Origin of the sequence: Microbacterium paraoxydans, from assembly GCF_018224615.1 — a bacterium.
GTDB lineage: Bacteria > Actinomycetota > Actinomycetes > Actinomycetales > Microbacteriaceae > Microbacterium > Microbacterium paraoxydans_B.
The window spans coordinates 1,121,089-1,135,960 of sequence record NZ_JAGTUK010000001.1 but is presented as its reverse complement, the minus strand read 5'-3'; the positions used below and the strand labels follow the sequence as shown (position 1 = coordinate 1,135,960).

Genomic DNA, 14,872 nt, shown 5'->3' with positions numbered 1-14,872 from the left:
GTCACTTGCCTGCGACTGTGAAGAGCGTACAATGTGACATGTTACGTCGCCAACTTCTGTCGCATCCTCGCGCCCTCGCAAGTGCGGCACGTAACGAGAACGGCCCCGCACGCTTTCGCGTGCGGGGCCGTTCGTCGTCGACGTCACTTGACGGCGGCAGTCTCCGCCGACGCGGGCGCAGCCTTCTTGGCTGCCGGCTTCTTCGCCGCGGGCTTCTTGGCCGCGGGCTTCTCCGCCGCCGCCTTCACGTCAGCCGGGGTCTCAGCCGCAGGAGCAGCCGTCGCGGACGGAGCCGTCTTCGCCGGTGCGGCTGCCGGGGCCGCATCTGCCGGCGCCGCCGGACGCGGGCGCGCCGCGAACTCCTCGAACACGTAGCGCGGGTTCTGCACGGTCTCGAGGTTCACCAGGTCGCGACCCAGCCACAGGTTGTTCCACCAGCCCCACAGCACGCGCCACTTGCGCTCCCACGTCGGCATCGCCAGACCGTGGTAACCGCGGTGGGCGAGCCACGCGATGAAGCCCTTGAGCGCGATCTTTCCGGACTGGAAGACACCGTTGTACAGGCCGAGACCCGCCACGGCGCCGAGGTTCTTGTGGAAGTAGTCCTTGGGCTTCTCGCCACGGAGCACGGCGACCAGGTTCTTCGCGAGCAGCTTGGCCTGGCGCACGGCGTGCTGCGCGTTGGGCACGCAGAAGCCACCGACACCACCGCCCGACAGGTCGGGAACGGCCGAGACGTCACCCGCGGCCCAGGCGCCCTCGACGAACGCCTCCGGGGTACCCACGCGCAGGTCGGCGCGGGTCTGGATGCGGCCGCGCTCCTCCACCGGCAGGTCGCCGCCGCGCACGACGGTCGGGTTCGCCATGACGCCCGCGGTCCAGACGATCACGTCGGTCGGGATGACCTCGCCCGTGGAGAGCTCCACGTTGCCGTCGATCGCCCCGGTGACCTGCGTGTCGAGGTGCACGTTGGCACCGCGCTTGGCCAGGTCCTTCAGCACCCACTCGCTCGTCTTGAGCGAGACCTCGGGCATGATGCGCCCCATCGCCTCGATCAGGTGGAAGTGCGTGTCCTCGAAGTGGATCTGGGGGTACTTGCTCACGAGCGAGGACGCGAGAGAGCGCAGCTCGGCGAACACCTCGATGCCCGCGAAGCCACCACCCACCACGACCACCGTCAGCAGACGGTCGCGCTCGGGACCGGCGGGAAGAGAGGCGGCCTTGTCGAAGTTCGACATGACCTTGTCGCGGATCGCGACGGCCTCCTCGATCGTCTTGAGGCCGATCGCGTTGTCGGCGATGCCCGGGATCGGGAAGGTGCGCGAGACGGCACCGGCCGTGACCACGATCTGGTCGTAGGCGAACTCGTACGGCTCGCCAACGGGAGGCGTGATCGTCGCGACCTTCTGCGCGTGGTTGATGTTGGTCACCTTGGCGGTGACGACGTTGGTGCGCTTGAGGTGGCGGCGGTGAGCGACCACGGAGTGGCGTGCCTCGATCGAACCGGCGGCGACCTCGGGAAGGAACGGCTGGTACGTCATGTACGGCAGCGGGTCCACCATGGTCACGTCGGCCTCGCCCTTGCGCAGGTGCTTCTCGAGCTTCCACGCGGTGTAGAAACCTGCGTAGCCCCCGCCGACGATCAGAATCTTGGGCACAGTGCTGTTCTGAGGCACAGAAGAACTACTCCTCGGAGTCGGGATTGTGGCGTACGGGAACGCGCGCCGATCGGATGCGCCGGGCAGCTGCGGTGACGCCAAGCGCTATCAGGATACCAGGCACGGTGAGTGCGATGAGCGGCAGGGTACCGTAGCGCAGCGATTCGGCGCTGGGAAGCAGCGGTGAACCGGCCTCGCTCGGCTGGTCCGCGTCCGGAAGTGGCGGCAGCGCGACCGGGGTCACGGTGGGCTGCGGCATCGGCTCGCTGTCGGCTCGGCGGAACAGACGGATCCATTCCGCGAGGTCGCCCATCGGGTTCTTGTCGACCGACGGGATGTTCGCGGAGACCGCTGCGGCGGCATCCACCAGGCCGAAACCGTAGAGCGGATCGCGCGGCTTCTGCGCATCCGGCACCGGCATAGCCGTCTTGATGATGCGGTTGATCACGTCGTTCGCCGAGATGTCGGGGTGCGCCGACCGGATCAGCGCAGCCACGCCGGCCACGATCGGCGCCGCACCGCTGGTGCCGCTCCACCCCACGACCTCGCCGTCGGCCGAGACTCCGAGCAAGCCCTCGCTCGGCGCCGAGATGCCGATCGTGATGCCCTGCGTCGATGCCTCGAGGCTCGCGGTACCCGTCTGGTCGACGCCGCCGACCGTCAGCACGCCGGGGATCGTGGCGGGAGCTCCGATGATGTTCGTGCCGTTGCCCCGGTTGCCCGCGGCGACCACCACCACGACATCGTGCTCGAACGCGTACAGGAACGCGTCGTCCCAGCTCTCGTCCCAGTCGAGCGTGTTCGTGGTGAAGGAGAGGTTGATGATGTCGGCGCCGTTGTCGACCGCCCAGCGCATCCCCTTGGCGACCTGCTCCGTGAACGGCACCGCGGCCGCCGCGCCGAAGCCCACCGAGACCGAGAGCAGCTTGGCCTCGGGAGCGACCCCGATCATGCCCGTGCCGTCGGGGGCACCGCGCCCCGCGGCCAGCGAGGCCACCCAGGACCCGTGGTTGCCATCGATCGCGCCGAGCGGCGTTCGTCCGTCCGGCGTCCCCGTGCCCGAGACGTCCGTGCCGCCAACGACCGCGTCGCCGAAGGTCTGCGGGACCTTGCCGATGCCCGTGTCGATCACGGCGATGGTCACGCCCTCGCCGCGCGTCGTCTGCCACGCCTCCCGGATGCGCGCGCCGTCGAGCCAGTACTCCGCCGCGCGGACCGGATCGGCGGGATCGTCAGGGATCGGCGGCGGCGTCGCCGTGGTCGCGCTCGAGCCGAGCAGCAGCACCGTCGTCGCCACCGCGGCGGCGGCGACGACGCTGCGCAGCATCCGCCGACGGCTCATGCCGAGCGCGCCGCCTCACGGACGGCCGCGCCGGGATCTTCGCAGCGGCACACGTCGGGCGACCAGGACGAGCGCTCGAGCGCCGCGTCACCGATCGGATTCACACCGGGCCCCGCCGCAAGGGCGTGCCCGGCCAGTGCGTGCAGGCACTTCACGCGCGTGGGCATGCCCCCCGCCGAGATGCCGTCGATCTCCGAGACGTCGCCGAACTGCGCCCGGTCAGCCAGATACGCCTCGTGGGCCGCGCGATACGCCGCGGCGACCTCCGGGTCATCGTCGAGCAGAGCCGCGAGCTCCGGCATCACGTGCGTGGCCTCGAGCGTCGACATGGCCGCGGTCGCCGCGGGATGCGTGAGGTAGTAGAACGTGGGGAACGGCGTGCCATCCGGCAGGCGCGGCGTCGTGGCGACCACGGTCGGGTTGCCGCACGAGCAGCGCGCCGCGATCCCCACCACACCCCGCGCGGGACGGCCGAGCTGCGCGGACACGACAGCGAGTTCGGCGGGCGTGGGGGCAGGGAACGGGGGCGTCGTCACCCCACCAGCGTAGGGGAGGTGACCGGGAGGATGCTCAGAGGGCCGCCTCAGCGGCTGACCGCGACGGTGTCGCTGAGCCCCGCCGACACCAGCGTGCGCAACAGCTGCGGCATCCAGTCCGCCGGACGCTCCTCCAGCGTGTCGCTCACCGGCTCCTGCTCCCGAGGAAGCGCGGACGGGTCGAGGTCGTTGTCGATCAGATACACGACCTCGCCGGGCTTGACGTAGTAGAGGCGCTCCCTGGCCTGCGTCGTGATGTACGCCGGGTCGTCCCACCGGTCGCGTTCGGCGGACAGCGCGGCGATCTCGGCCTCGCTCACCTTCACCGACGCCTCCAGCGCAGCGATCTTCTGGCGCTGGTCGATGAACGTGCCGAGTGTGGGCACCAGCACCCACGCGCCGAGCACGACGAGAGAGAGCATGATCGCCGAGAACGCCGACAGCCGGATTCCCGACGCCCACTCGCGCACGTCCACGCGCGGTGCCGCTTCCCGCGACGCTCGCGGCGCACGACGACCCGGCTTCGGAGACGACGCGGACCGCGACGCCGCACTCGCGCCGGAGGGTCGTGCGGACGCGCTCGAAGACGGCGAAGGAGGAGCCGGTCGTCGTACCACGGCTCCTCCTCCGTCATGCCGCCTCGGCGGCGTCGTCCTGCCGCGGCTCGCGCGGCGTTGTCTCTGCGTGTGTGCGCTCAGGCCTTGTAGCGCGGGAACGCGGAACGGCCGGCGAAGACCGCGGCGTCGCCGAGCTCTTCCTCGATGCGCAGCAGCTGGTTGTACTTCGCGACGCGCTCGCTGCGCGCCGGGGCGCCCGCCTTGATCTGACCCGCGTTCGTCGCGACCACGAGGTCGGCGATCGTGGTGTCTTCCGTCTCGCCCGAGCGGTGCGACAGCATGGCCGTGTAGCCGGAGCGCTGCGCCAGGCTGACCGCGTCGAAGGTCTCGGTGAGCGTGCCGATCTGGTTGACCTTCACCAGCAGCGAGTTGGCCACGCCGCGCGCGATGCCGTCGGCCAGACGCTGCGGGTTCGTGACGAACAGGTCGTCGCCGACGAGCTGCACCTTCGAGCCCAGCGCCTCGGTGAGGTGCTTCCAGTTGTCCCAGTCGTCCTCCGCCAGCGCGTCCTCGATCGTGACGATCGGGAAGTCGTTGACCAGGCCCACGTAGTACTCGGTCAGCGCGGCAGCGTCCCAGTCCTTGTTGTCGAGGCGGTAGACGCCGTCCTTGAAGAACTCGGTCGCCGCGACGTCGAGGCCCAGCGCGATGTCGGTGCCCGGCGTGAAGCCCGCCTTCTCGATGGCCTTGACCAGGAAGTCGAGGCCCTCGCGGTTGCTGGGCAGGTCGGGAGCGAACCCGCCCTCGTCACCCAGGCCCGTCGCGTAGCCCGCCGCCTTCAGCTCGGCGCGCAGCACGTGGTAGGTCTCGACGCCCCAGCGCAGCGCCTCGGAGTAGGTCTCGGCGCCGATCGGGGCGAGGAAGAACTCCTGCATGTCGATGCCGTTGTCGGCGTGCTCTCCGCCGTTGATGACGTTGAACAGCGGAACCGGAAGCACGTGCGCGTTGGGGCCGCCCAGGTAGCGGAACAGCGGAAGGTCGGCGGAGTCGGCGGCGGCCTTGGCGACCGCGAGGCTCACACCGAGGATGGCGTTCGCGCCGACGCGCTTCTTGTTGTCGGTGCCGTCGACCTCGATGAGGATCTCGTCGACGATGCGCTGCTCGCTCGCCTCGACGCCCTCGATGGCCGGGCCGAGCTCGTCGATCACGGCCTCGACCGCCTTGAGCACACCCTTGCCGCCGTAGCGGCCCTTGTCGCCGTCGCGCAGCTCGTACGCCTCGAAGGCGCCGGTCGACGCACCGGACGGCACGGCCGCACGCTGCACGATGCCGTCGTCGAGGAGCACCTCCACCTCGACGGTCGGGTTTCCGCGCGAGTCGAGAATCTCGCGTGCGCCTACAGCCTCGATCAGTGCCACTGATGTGCTCCTTGCTCAGGGAAAAGGTTGTGTGGAGCGTCGTCGATCCGCGCCCCAGTCTAGCCCCGGGCTCGGACGCCGCCGGGGTGACAGGCGGCGCCGTCGCGATGCTAGGCCGGTCGCCGTCTCAGACCACGAGAGCCAGGGCCACGCCGTCCCAGCCCTTGAGCCCGACGGTCTGCAGCGCGGTCGCGTCGAACCGGGGATCCTCCCCCAGCATGCGCAGCCCGTCCCGCGTGCCGAGGACCTTCGGATCCGTCGAGTCCTCGCGCACGATCTCGCCGTCGCGGCCGATGTTGTCGAGCACGATCACCGTGCCGGGATGCCCGAGGCGCGCGGCCCAGTCCAGGTACACCGTGTTGGACTCCTTGTCGGCATCGATGAACACCAGATCGAAGCCGCCGACCAGGGTCGGGAGCACGTCAGCGCCACGGCCGATGCGGATGTCCACGCGGTCGCCCACGCCGGCCGCGTCGATGCTCGCCCTGGCCACGGCGGCGTTGTCCGCTTCGGCCTCGATCGTCACGACGCGGCCCTCCGCCCCCACGGCCCGCGCGAGCCAGATCGTGGAGTAGCCGCCGAGCGTGCCGATCTCCAGCACGCGCCGCGCCCCGCTCAGCCGCACCAGCAGGTTCAGCAGCTTGCCCGCGAGCGGCGCGACCTCGATCTCCGGCAGGCCGGCCGCGCGCTGCGCCGCGAGCGCCGCATCGAGGGCGGGATCGGGCTCCAGGAGCACATCGGCGAGAAAGGAGTCGGCGCTGGCCCAGGAGGCGGGGGTGGAGTCCATGCGCTCAGCCAACCCCCGGCGCACGCGGCACGTCAAGCGGTACGGACCCGGCATGCGATCGCGGCGGAGCCAGCGGCGGCTGCGCGCGGAACTGACCGGTGAGCAGCAGCACGAGGGTCACGACAGCCGCGACGATCCAGCTCGCGACGCCCAGCGGTCCCGCGAGCGCGAGGTCGGGCTGTGCCGCGGCGAACAGCACCACCATGCCGGCCGCCGCGTTGAGCGATCCGTGGGCGACCACCGCGGGCCAGACCGAGCCCGAGCGCAGGCGCAGCCAGCCGAACAGCACCCCCCACGCGACACAGCCGCCGATCATGAACAGCACACCCGTGACGTCGGTGCGGCCGAAGTTGTAGCCGAGCAGCATGATCGGGCTGTGCCAGAGGCCCCAGATCACACCGCTGAGCAGGAGCGCCGGCCACGTGCCCAGCGGGCGGAGTGCGGGAAGGAGCCAGCCACGCCAGCCCAGCTCCTCACCGAACGCGAACACCGCGTTGAGCAGGGCGCCGAGCGGGATCATCGCGAGCTGAGCGAACACCACGACCTCGACGGGCGGCAGCGGCGTGCCGGCCGGGAGCGTCCGCGCGAGCTCGGCGGCGAACGCTCCGAACGTGAGGTCGAGCCGCACCCACCCGAGCGCGGCGGACACCAGGATGCCGAGGCCGACCAGGACCGGCGGGACGAGCCAGGCGGCGACCAGCAACCACACCACGCGCTTCGCCGGACGCAACGGCCAGAGACCGAGGAAGCGCAGCCGCTCGCCCCGCGAGAGCACCCCGAGCGCGAATACCACCAGCAGTGCGGCGAGCGCGGGGGTGAGCATCATCACCGGCAGCAGCAGCGTGGAGATCGGTTCGGCGAGCCCCGCGCCCAGCCACAGCGGCAGCGCCACGAGCCAGGCGAGCCCGCAGGAGATGAGGGTGAACACCGCCACCGCTGTCCACGGCACGCGCGTCAGCCCTGCTCCCGCGCGCGGCGTCGTGTCGTCCATGCTCACCGTCCGCTCCCTTCGGTCGTGCCGTCCGCCGCGTCGCCCCGGACCGGTCGTGCGGGCGGGCGGTCGACGTAGGCCTGCAGCAGCGCCGCGGCCTCCTCGGCGCCGTCGATCGTCACGATGAACGGCCCTCGGTCGCGGCGGGCGACCTCGATCGCCGGGCCCTGTCGCATCACGATGCCGCTGCGGCCGTCTGGCGAGAAGCGCCAGCCCCACCCGCCGAACTCGCCGAACGGCGAGACGGTCACGGCCCGCGCGGACACGATGCGGTCGATCGGGAGGCGCAGCCGCGGCCAGCCGAGCGGCGCCTGGGCGGTGAACCCCTCCGGTGTCACGCGCACCCGGAACGACGTCGTCGCGGCGATCGCGACGGCCACCACCACTGTCACCAGCAACGCGATCCAGGACCCGGAGACGCCGCCCACCAGCATCCACACCGCGAGCGCGATCAGCCCGGCGAGGACCACGAGCAGGAAGGCCAGGGCCCCGCGGGGCATGGTCGTCGTGCCGACCCAGACGACGCGCTCCCCGTCGGCGACCCGGACGGCGTGCCGCGGCTCGAGCGTGTGACCGGGCTCCGGACGCACGCGTGGCTGCACCAGCCACGCGAGGCCGCCGATGACGATGAGCACCCCGAACGCGAGGGCCATGACCCCGCCGATCCCGGGTACCTCGCCGGTCGGGGCGAGGTCGCGCTGGATCCCGAGCGACCCGAGGCTGATGGCGGCGGCGAACGCGGACATGCCCGCGGCGAAGGCGCCCATCAGCCGGGCGGTGCCGCCGCAGTGCGCGCCGACCGCGGCGAGCGTGGTCACCGCCATCAGCAGCGGAACACCGAGCCCGACGCCCAGCAGCACCCAGAGGTAGACGAGCGGAGTGTCGAAGCGGTCGGCACCGTTCAGGCCCCAGTGCACGGCCACCGACGCGGGGAAGGAGGGCAGCCACGCGAGCAGCACGGCGGTGGTGGCGGCCGTGATGAGCACCGGCACCACGACGGCGACCACGACGAAAACGAGGCGCGCGCGGCGCAGGAGCGCGGGCGGCGTGCGGGTGAGGTCGTGGGTCGTCATGGCGAGTCCTCCTCGGTGGTGCGGTTGGTGCGGCGCGGCGCGCGGGTACCGGGATCGTCGACGGGAGCGCGGTGGGTGCGGACGATGCCCGCGAGGGTCTCGGCGGAGACACCCACGGCCGCTGCGCGGCGGACGAGTCCGTCGATCTCGTGCGCGAGCTCGACCAGCGGGGCGGCGGACGCCGCGATGACCGCGCCCCTGCCGCGACGCAGGTCGACGAGGCCCTCGTCGCGCAGTCGCTGGTAGGCGTGCAGCACGGTGTGCTGGTTGATGTCGAGGGCGGTCGCGACGTCGCGCGCCGCGGGCAGGCGGTCGCCGGGGACGAGCGCGCCCGCGAGGATGTCGGCGCGGATGGACGCGGCGACCTGGTCGTACAGCGCGTGCGGACTGTCGACGTCGACGCGGATCAGCATGGCGACCTCCTATCGCTAGTTATTCTAGGTGAACTAGAACAACTGTGCCAACCCTCCAGACGTCTTCGCCGGATGAGGCGGAATCCTCCACACTGACCTCATGCGCATCACCCCCCGCCGACTCGCGGTCGGCATGAGCCTGTGGATCCCGAACCTGTTCAGCGGCATCCGCGTACGCCGATTCAGCGACGACTGGACTCACGCGACCGTCGAACTGCACGTCAACGTGTTCACCCGCAACTACGTCAAGACCGCGTTCGGCGGCTCCATGTCGGCCATGACCGACCCGTACTTCTTCATGCTCGTGATGCACCAGCTCGGGCGCGACTACGTGGTGTGGGACACCCGCGGCGAGATCGAATTCCTCAAGCCGGGACGCGGCGTGCTCACGGCCGAGTTCTCGGTGCCCCGCGAGAAGGCGGAGGAGCTGCGGCAGCGGGCCCACGGCGGCGGCAAGGTGCTCGAGTGGTTCGAGACCGTGATCACCGACCGCGACGGCGACACCGTGGCCACCGTGCGACGCCAGGTCTACATCCGGGAGAAGAAGCGCGTCACCGCCGCCCGCGGCTGACACGACACCGCTCGTTCACCCGCGCGTGGGACGATGGCCGCGTGCCCCTCGCCCGCCGCCTGACGCTGCCCGACGCCGTCGCGATCGGGCTCGGCTCGATGATCGGCGCCGGTGTGTTCGCCGTCTGGGCGCCCGCGATCGGCGTCGCCGGGAGCGGCATCCTGATCGCGCTCGCGATCGCCGCCGTCGTCGCCTACTGCAACGCCACCGCCTCGGCGCAGCTCGCCGCGGTCCACCCCGTGTCGGGCGGCACCTACGCCTACGCGCGCGCGGAGATCGGGCCGTGGTGGGGTTTCGTCGCCGGCTGGAGCTTCGTGATCGGCAAGATCGCGAGCTGCGCGGCCATGGCCATGACCTTCGCCGCCTACGCCGTGCCCTCCGCGTGGCAGACGCCGGTCGCGGTGCTCGCGGTCACGGCCCTCGCCGTCGTCAACTGCCTCGGGGTCACCCGCACCGCGCTGCTCACCCGCATCCTCGTCGCGTGCTCGCTGCTCGGGCTCGCCGTCGTGGTGATCCTCGGACTCGGCGCCGCCCCCGCCGCGACCCCCGCCCCGCTCCCCGACGCGACCGCGTACGGCGTGCTGCAGGGCGCCGGACTGCTGTTCTTCGCGTTCGCCGGCTACGCCCGCATCGCGACGATGGGCGAGGAGGTCACCGACCCCGCGCGCACGATCCCCCGCGCGATCGCGCTGGCTCTCGGGGGCGCTGTGACCGTCTACGCGCTCGTCGGCATCACCGTGATCCTGGTGCTGGGCGCCGATGTGCAGCGCACCACCGCCCCGCTCGCGGACGTGCTCGTGGCCGCGGGCTGGCCGGGCCTGACCCCCGTGGTGCGGATCGCCGCGGCCGCCGCCTCACTCGGGGCCCTGCTGGCGCTGCTCACCGGCATCGGCCGCACCGTGCTCGCGATGGCGCGGGAGGGCGACCTGCCGCGCTTCCTCGCCCGCATCGACGACCGGCACCAGGTTCCCCAGCGCGCCGAGCTCGCGCTCGCAGCGCTCGTGATCGTGCTGGTGCTGACCGCCGACCTGCGCACCGCGATCGGGTTCTCGTCGTTCGGCGTGCTGCTGTACTACCTGATCGCGAACGCCGCGGCCTTCCGGCAGCACGGGGCCGCCCGACGGACGCCACGGGCGTTGCAGGTGGCCGGGGCTCTCGGGTGCCTGCTGCTCGTCAACACGCTGCCCGTGGCGGCCTCCCTGGCCGGCACCGCCGTGGTGCTCGCCGGGATCGCCTACCGGCTCGTGCGGCTGCGGGTCGCCCGGCGTTCCGGTCACTCCCGCAGCGCGGAGCGGTAACCGCGCGGCGCGATGCCCAGCACGGCCCGGAAGTCGCGCGTCAGGTGCGCGTGGTCGGCGTAACCGAGTTCCGCCGCGAGCGACGCCAGGTCGACCCCCGGCTCGTCGCGCACGCGTTGCGCGGCCTCCTGCAGTCGCCGTCGGCGGATCATCGCCGCGGGCGACAGTCCCACGTGCCGGTGCGTGAGCCGCTGCAGCGTCCGCACCGACACCGCCAGGCGCGCCGCGGCCTCCTCGGGCGTCAGTGCCGGGTCGTCTTCGCCCATCAGGACGTCGAACACCGCGTTCGCGCGCTGCGCCTCGGCGTCGTCCCGCGTGGCCTTCGCCGCGAGCCACCGGGCGAATGCGGCCACCGCGCGCTCGCGGTGCCCCTCCCCCGTGCGCATCGCGGCGGACACGTCGTCGTGGAGTTCCGGTGCCACGACGGGGCGGGAGGTGTCGACGAGCGCCGCCGGATCGGGCGCGAGCGCGGGCACGGCCGCGGGCCGCAGGAGCGCGCCGACCGCCCAGCCCTGTCCGCTCAGGTCACGGTGGAACAGGCGGGTGGTCGCACCGGAGAGCGTCACCCCGCCCTGCTCGACCACCAGATTGAGCGCCGGATACGACACGATCTCCTGCCGGGAGGCGCGCCCCGGCTCGATGTCCCACTCCGGGATCCAGAACCACGCCACGAGGTGACCGACCTCGCGCGGGGCCGGCAGCCGGTGGAACTGCGGCAGCCGCGCGGGGTACAGCACCCCCCTGGTCGGATTCACCATGGGCTCAGCGTAGGGGCCACCGCCGACGCCCGCCCCGGCCGGACGTGTCGCGCAGATTCAAGCGGCCCGCGGCGCGCGCGACCTACCGTGGCGGCATGAGCGATCAGACACCCGCAGACCTGCCCACGACCGGCGTGACCGGCGCGCACACGACCGACGGCCGCCCGCACGGCGTGACCTCGCTGACCCCATTCCTCGCCCTTCCCGACGCCGCGGGCGCGATCGCGTTCTACCGGGACGTGTTCGGCGCCCGCGTGGTCGACGTGACCGAGTTCGGCGGCGTCGTGGCCCACGCCGACCTCGACTTCGGCACCGGCCGGCTGCAGCTGGGCGAGCCGAGTCCCGACTACCACCTCGTCCCCCCGCCCTCCGGTGACGACGTCTGCTACTCGCTCGGCCTGTACGTGCACGACGTGGACGCCGTGGTCGACCGCGCCGTCGCCGCCGGGGCGACCGTGCGCGAGCCCGCCGCCCACTTCGTCTCCGGCGACCGCTTCGCCAGCATCCGCGACCCCTTCGGTGTGCGGTGGTCGATCCTTAGCCGCGTCGAGGATCTGTCGGACGAGGAGAGCGCGCGCCGCGTCGCCGAGTGGGCGGCGTCGTTCAGCGCGGCTCCGAGCGACGCGAGCTGAGCGCCGCGACGGCCGCCCGCCGCACCGCGGGAAGCAGCGCCTCTGCCGTGCGCCGGTAGCCGAGCGGGCTCGGGTGGAAGCGGTCCAGGCTGAACATGGCCTCCGGCTCGTCGAAGAACAGGGGCCCGACGGCGCGACGCAGATCGACCGGCTCGGCCCCCGCGCGGCGCGCGGCCTCGGCCTGCACCTCGGCGAGCCGCCGCGACAGGCTCGAGGCGATGCGACGAAGCGGCTGCGGCACCGCGCGCAGCGCCCCCAGATCCGGACACGTGCCCACCACGACCCCGGCGCCGAGGTCGCGAAGGCGCCGCACCGCGTCGTCCAGATGTCGCGCCGACTCGGCGGCCGCGAGGCGATGCGTCACGTCGTTCCCGCCCACGACGATCACCGCGACGTGGGGACGGTGATCCGGCGGCAGGGCGTCGAGCTGCGCCGCGAGATCGGGCGACTCCGCCCCCACCACCGCCACCGTGCGCAGCCGCACCGGACGCTCCAGGGCGCGCGCCAGCGCCTTGGCGAGCCGCCCGCCCAGCGTCTGCTTGCGCCGCTGCGCCCCGAGGCCCGCCGCGAGAGAGTCGCCCACCAGGAGCAGGTCGACCGGGGTGCCTTCGAGGCCCGGCCGCCACACCCGGTCCGCGTCGAGCGACTCCTCGCCGAGCGGTTTGCCGATGCGGCGCCGCGCCAGGGCGGCCTGCCGGGCGAGCACGACGCGCGCCCCTACGAGTAGCAGCACCGCGGCGGAGACGGCAGCGAGCACGAGGCGGAGACGGCGCACGACTCGATTCGAGCCGAACGCCGTGAACTCCCGGTGAACGCCCGCGACCGCGGGTCAGGCGAGCGTCTTGACCTCGAGCTCGTCCGAACCGGCGCGCACGCTCGCGAAGTGCGTGTAGCCGTCGGCGGCCGAGCGCTCCAGCAGCGCCTTCAGGTTCTTCGTGCGCTGCTCGAGCCGCACCCGGGCGCCCCTCGCCACGAGCGCCGCCTTGTGCGCCACCAGCTCCCCCACCGGCACGTCCGCGTCGTGCACCAGCACGATCGCCTGCGCCTCCGTGTCGGGGTCGGCCGACACCAGGTCGACGAGGCGCTCGAAGCCGAGCGAGAAGCCCACCGCGGGCACGTCCTGCTTCAGGAACCGGCCGATCATGCCGTCGTACCGCCCGCCCCCGCCGAGCGAGTACCCGACCGACGGGTGTGCGAGCTCGAAGATCGTGCCGGTGTAGTACCCCATGCCGCGCACCAGGAACGGGTCGAACACGAGCGGGATCTCGACGTGCTCCGCGACCGAGGGGCGTGCCGCGGCCACCGCGTCGCCGATGCCGGTGAGGTGAGCGATCAGCTCGTCCGGCACGCCATCGGGCAGCGCCTTGCGGATCTGCCGCTCGCCGTAGGGGTGGTACTCCAGAGTCTGCGGGCGGCGCAGGAACTCCTCGAACGCGGCGACCGCGGTCTCCGTGACCCCCCGCTCGCGCAGCTCCGCCGCGACCCCCTCCGGCCCGATCTTGTCGAGCTTGTCGATCGTGATCAGCACCTGCGGGCGTTCCTCGGCCGTGAAGCCCAGGTGACCGAGCATCCAGTCAAGGATGCGCCGGTCGTTGATGCGCACCGTGGCGCCCTCGAGGCCCAGCGCGTCCACCGCGTCGAGCGACGCCACCAGCAGCTCGGCCTCCGCCCGCGCCGACGCGTCGCCGATGATGTCGATGTCGCACTGCACGAACTGGCGGTAGCGGCCCTTCTGCGGCCGCTCGGCCCGCCACACCGGCGCGATCTGCACGGAGCGGAACACCCCGGGAAGCTGCCCGCGGTTGCTGGCGTAGAAGCGCGCGAGCGGCACCGTCAGGTCGTAGCGCAGCCCCAGGTCCGACAGTGCGGCCGGGTCGTCGGCCGCCGCGCGGATCGCCTCGGCGTCGAGCCCGCGGCGCAGGATCGCGAAAGACAGCTTCTCGTTGTCGCCGCCGATGCCCGCGTGCAACCGCTCGTATTCCTCCACCACGGGCGTCTCGATCTCGTCGAAGCCGTGCGCACGGTAGCGCTCGCGGATGACGGAGAGCACGCGCTCACGGCGGGCCTTGTCGGCGGGGAGGAAGTCGCGCATGCCGCGCGGCGGGTTCACAGTAGCCACGCGTCCATCTTCCCAGGTCGTCGGCGGGCCCCGTGCGTGCGGCTCAGTCGGCTTCCGCCGCACGCACCTCGTCCTCCAGGCGCCGCAGCCGCTCGCGCAGCGCCCGCTCCGCGTCCCACCCGTGGGCGCGCGCGGTCGCGACCAGCTCCAGGAGTGCGTCGCCGAGCTCGGCCTCGGTCTCGGGTGCCGCGTCGGGGACCGCGGGCGCGACCGGTACGGTCACCCCGGCTCCCGCAGCCCGGCCGGCCAGTTTCTGCGCCAGGGCGAGAGCCGGCATGCCCCGGGGCACGCCGTCGAGCACGCTGCTCCGCGTACGCTTCTCCGCCGCCTTCGCCGCGTTCCAGTGGATCAGCACGTCCTCGGGCGTCGTCGCGACCTCGTCGCCGAACACGTGCGGGTGACGCCGGACCATCTTCTCGGTGAGCGCGGCCGCCACGTCGTTGATGTCGAACGGGTCGTCCGGGTCCTGCGCGGCGATCGCGGCGTGGAACAGCACCTGCCACAGCAGGTCGCCGAGCTCCTCCCGCAGATCCGCGCGCGTGCCCGACTCCACCGCGTCGATGACCTCATGCGACTCCTCGATCAGATACGGCACGAGATCGCGGTGGGTGATGCGCTGCGACCACACGCACCGCTCGCGCACGGTCCGCATGGTGTCGGCGGCCGCCCGCAGCGGATCGGAGGTGTCGTGCGCGGACTCCGGGGACGAGCTCATGCTT

At 72.4% G+C, this 14,872-nt stretch carries 16 protein-coding genes; 3 read left to right on the top strand and 13 right to left on the bottom strand.

Annotated elements, in window-relative coordinates; all coding sequences use genetic code 11:
• Positions 1-143: 143 nt before the first annotated feature.
• The 9 genes from KE274_RS05320 to KE274_RS05280 form a co-directional block, all read right to left on the bottom strand.
• Complete coding sequence (locus tag KE274_RS05320; protein WP_211541589.1) at positions 144-1,658, bottom strand: NAD(P)/FAD-dependent oxidoreductase; 1,515 nt, start codon at positions 1,656-1,658, stop codon at positions 144-146.
• 25 nt (positions 1,659-1,683) lie between these two features.
• Complete coding sequence (locus KE274_RS05315; protein WP_211541588.1) at positions 1,684-3,000, bottom strand: S8 family serine peptidase; 1,317 nt, start codon at positions 2,998-3,000, stop codon at positions 1,684-1,686.
• Positions 2,997-3,536, bottom strand: a complete 540-nt coding sequence (locus KE274_RS05310; protein WP_211541587.1) for a DUF501 domain-containing protein — start codon at positions 3,534-3,536, stop codon at positions 2,997-2,999. Before KE274_RS05310 ends, KE274_RS05315 begins: the two co-directional genes overlap by 4 nt.
• Before the next feature lie 47 nt (positions 3,537-3,583).
• Positions 3,584-4,012: an FtsB family cell division protein gene (locus KE274_RS05305; protein WP_307872153.1), complete on the bottom strand. Its 429-nt coding sequence runs from the start codon at positions 4,010-4,012 to the stop codon at positions 3,584-3,586.
• Positions 4,013-4,230: 218 nt separating this feature from the next.
• A complete protein-coding gene (gene eno / locus KE274_RS05300) occupies positions 4,231-5,511 on the bottom strand; it encodes a phosphopyruvate hydratase (RefSeq protein WP_211541586.1) in 1,281 nt (426 codons plus the stop codon).
• 127 nt (positions 5,512-5,638) lie between these two features.
• The gene (locus tag KE274_RS05295; protein ID WP_211541585.1) at positions 5,639-6,298 is read right to left on the bottom strand and encodes an O-methyltransferase; all 660 of its coding nucleotides are present in this window, start codon (positions 6,296-6,298) and stop codon (positions 5,639-5,641) included.
• A 4-nt stretch (positions 6,299-6,302) separates the two neighbouring features.
• Positions 6,303-7,289, bottom strand: coding sequence for a CPBP family intramembrane glutamic endopeptidase (locus KE274_RS05290; RefSeq protein WP_211541711.1), 987 nt, complete (start codon positions 7,287-7,289; stop codon positions 6,303-6,305).
• A 2-nt stretch (positions 7,290-7,291) separates the two neighbouring features.
• Positions 7,292-8,362, bottom strand: a complete 1,071-nt coding sequence (locus KE274_RS05285; RefSeq protein ID WP_211541584.1) for a DUF1648 domain-containing protein — start codon at positions 8,360-8,362, stop codon at positions 7,292-7,294.
• Positions 8,359-8,775 carry a GntR family transcriptional regulator gene (locus KE274_RS05280; protein ID WP_211541583.1) on the bottom strand — a complete coding sequence of 139 codons (417 nt, stop codon included), beginning with the start codon at positions 8,773-8,775 and terminating at the stop codon, positions 8,359-8,361. Before KE274_RS05280 ends, KE274_RS05285 begins: the two co-directional genes overlap by 4 nt.
• A 100-nt stretch (positions 8,776-8,875) precedes the next feature.
• Between KE274_RS05280 and KE274_RS05275 the strand changes: the two genes are divergently transcribed.
• Both KE274_RS05275 and KE274_RS05270 read left to right on the top strand, forming a co-directional pair.
• Positions 8,876-9,346 carry a PaaI family thioesterase gene (locus KE274_RS05275; RefSeq protein WP_211541582.1) on the top strand — a complete coding sequence of 157 codons (471 nt, stop codon included), beginning with the start codon at positions 8,876-8,878 and terminating at the stop codon, positions 9,344-9,346.
• A 41-nt stretch (positions 9,347-9,387) separates the two neighbouring features.
• A complete protein-coding gene (locus KE274_RS05270; RefSeq protein WP_211541581.1) occupies positions 9,388-10,644 on the top strand; it encodes an APC family permease in 1,257 nt (418 codons plus the stop codon).
• Here the strand turns inward: KE274_RS05270 and KE274_RS05265 are convergent.
• Complete coding sequence (locus KE274_RS05265; protein ID WP_211541580.1) at positions 10,620-11,402, bottom strand: AraC family transcriptional regulator; 783 nt, start codon at positions 11,400-11,402, stop codon at positions 10,620-10,622. The genes KE274_RS05270 and KE274_RS05265 overlap by 25 nt on opposite strands.
• Before the next feature lie 95 nt (positions 11,403-11,497).
• Between KE274_RS05265 and KE274_RS05260 the strand changes: the two genes are divergently transcribed.
• Positions 11,498-12,034, top strand: coding sequence for a VOC family protein (locus tag KE274_RS05260; protein WP_211541579.1), 537 nt, complete (start codon positions 11,498-11,500; stop codon positions 12,032-12,034).
• Here the strand turns inward: KE274_RS05260 and KE274_RS05255 are convergent.
• From KE274_RS05255 to KE274_RS05245, 3 genes are all read right to left on the bottom strand, one after another.
• Positions 12,006-12,809: an SGNH/GDSL hydrolase family protein gene (locus KE274_RS05255; RefSeq protein WP_211541578.1), complete on the bottom strand. Its 804-nt coding sequence runs from the start codon at positions 12,807-12,809 to the stop codon at positions 12,006-12,008. The genes KE274_RS05260 and KE274_RS05255 overlap by 29 nt on opposite strands.
• Positions 12,810-12,863: 54 nt before the next feature.
• Positions 12,864-14,126, bottom strand: a complete 1,263-nt coding sequence (gene hisS, locus KE274_RS05250; RefSeq protein ID WP_211541709.1) for a histidine--tRNA ligase — start codon at positions 14,124-14,126, stop codon at positions 12,864-12,866.
• A gap of 70 nt (positions 14,127-14,196) precedes the next feature.
• Positions 14,197-14,868 carry a MazG family protein gene (locus KE274_RS05245; RefSeq protein ID WP_211541577.1) on the bottom strand — a complete coding sequence of 224 codons (672 nt, stop codon included), beginning with the start codon at positions 14,866-14,868 and terminating at the stop codon, positions 14,197-14,199.
• Positions 14,869-14,872 lie beyond the last annotated feature (4 nt).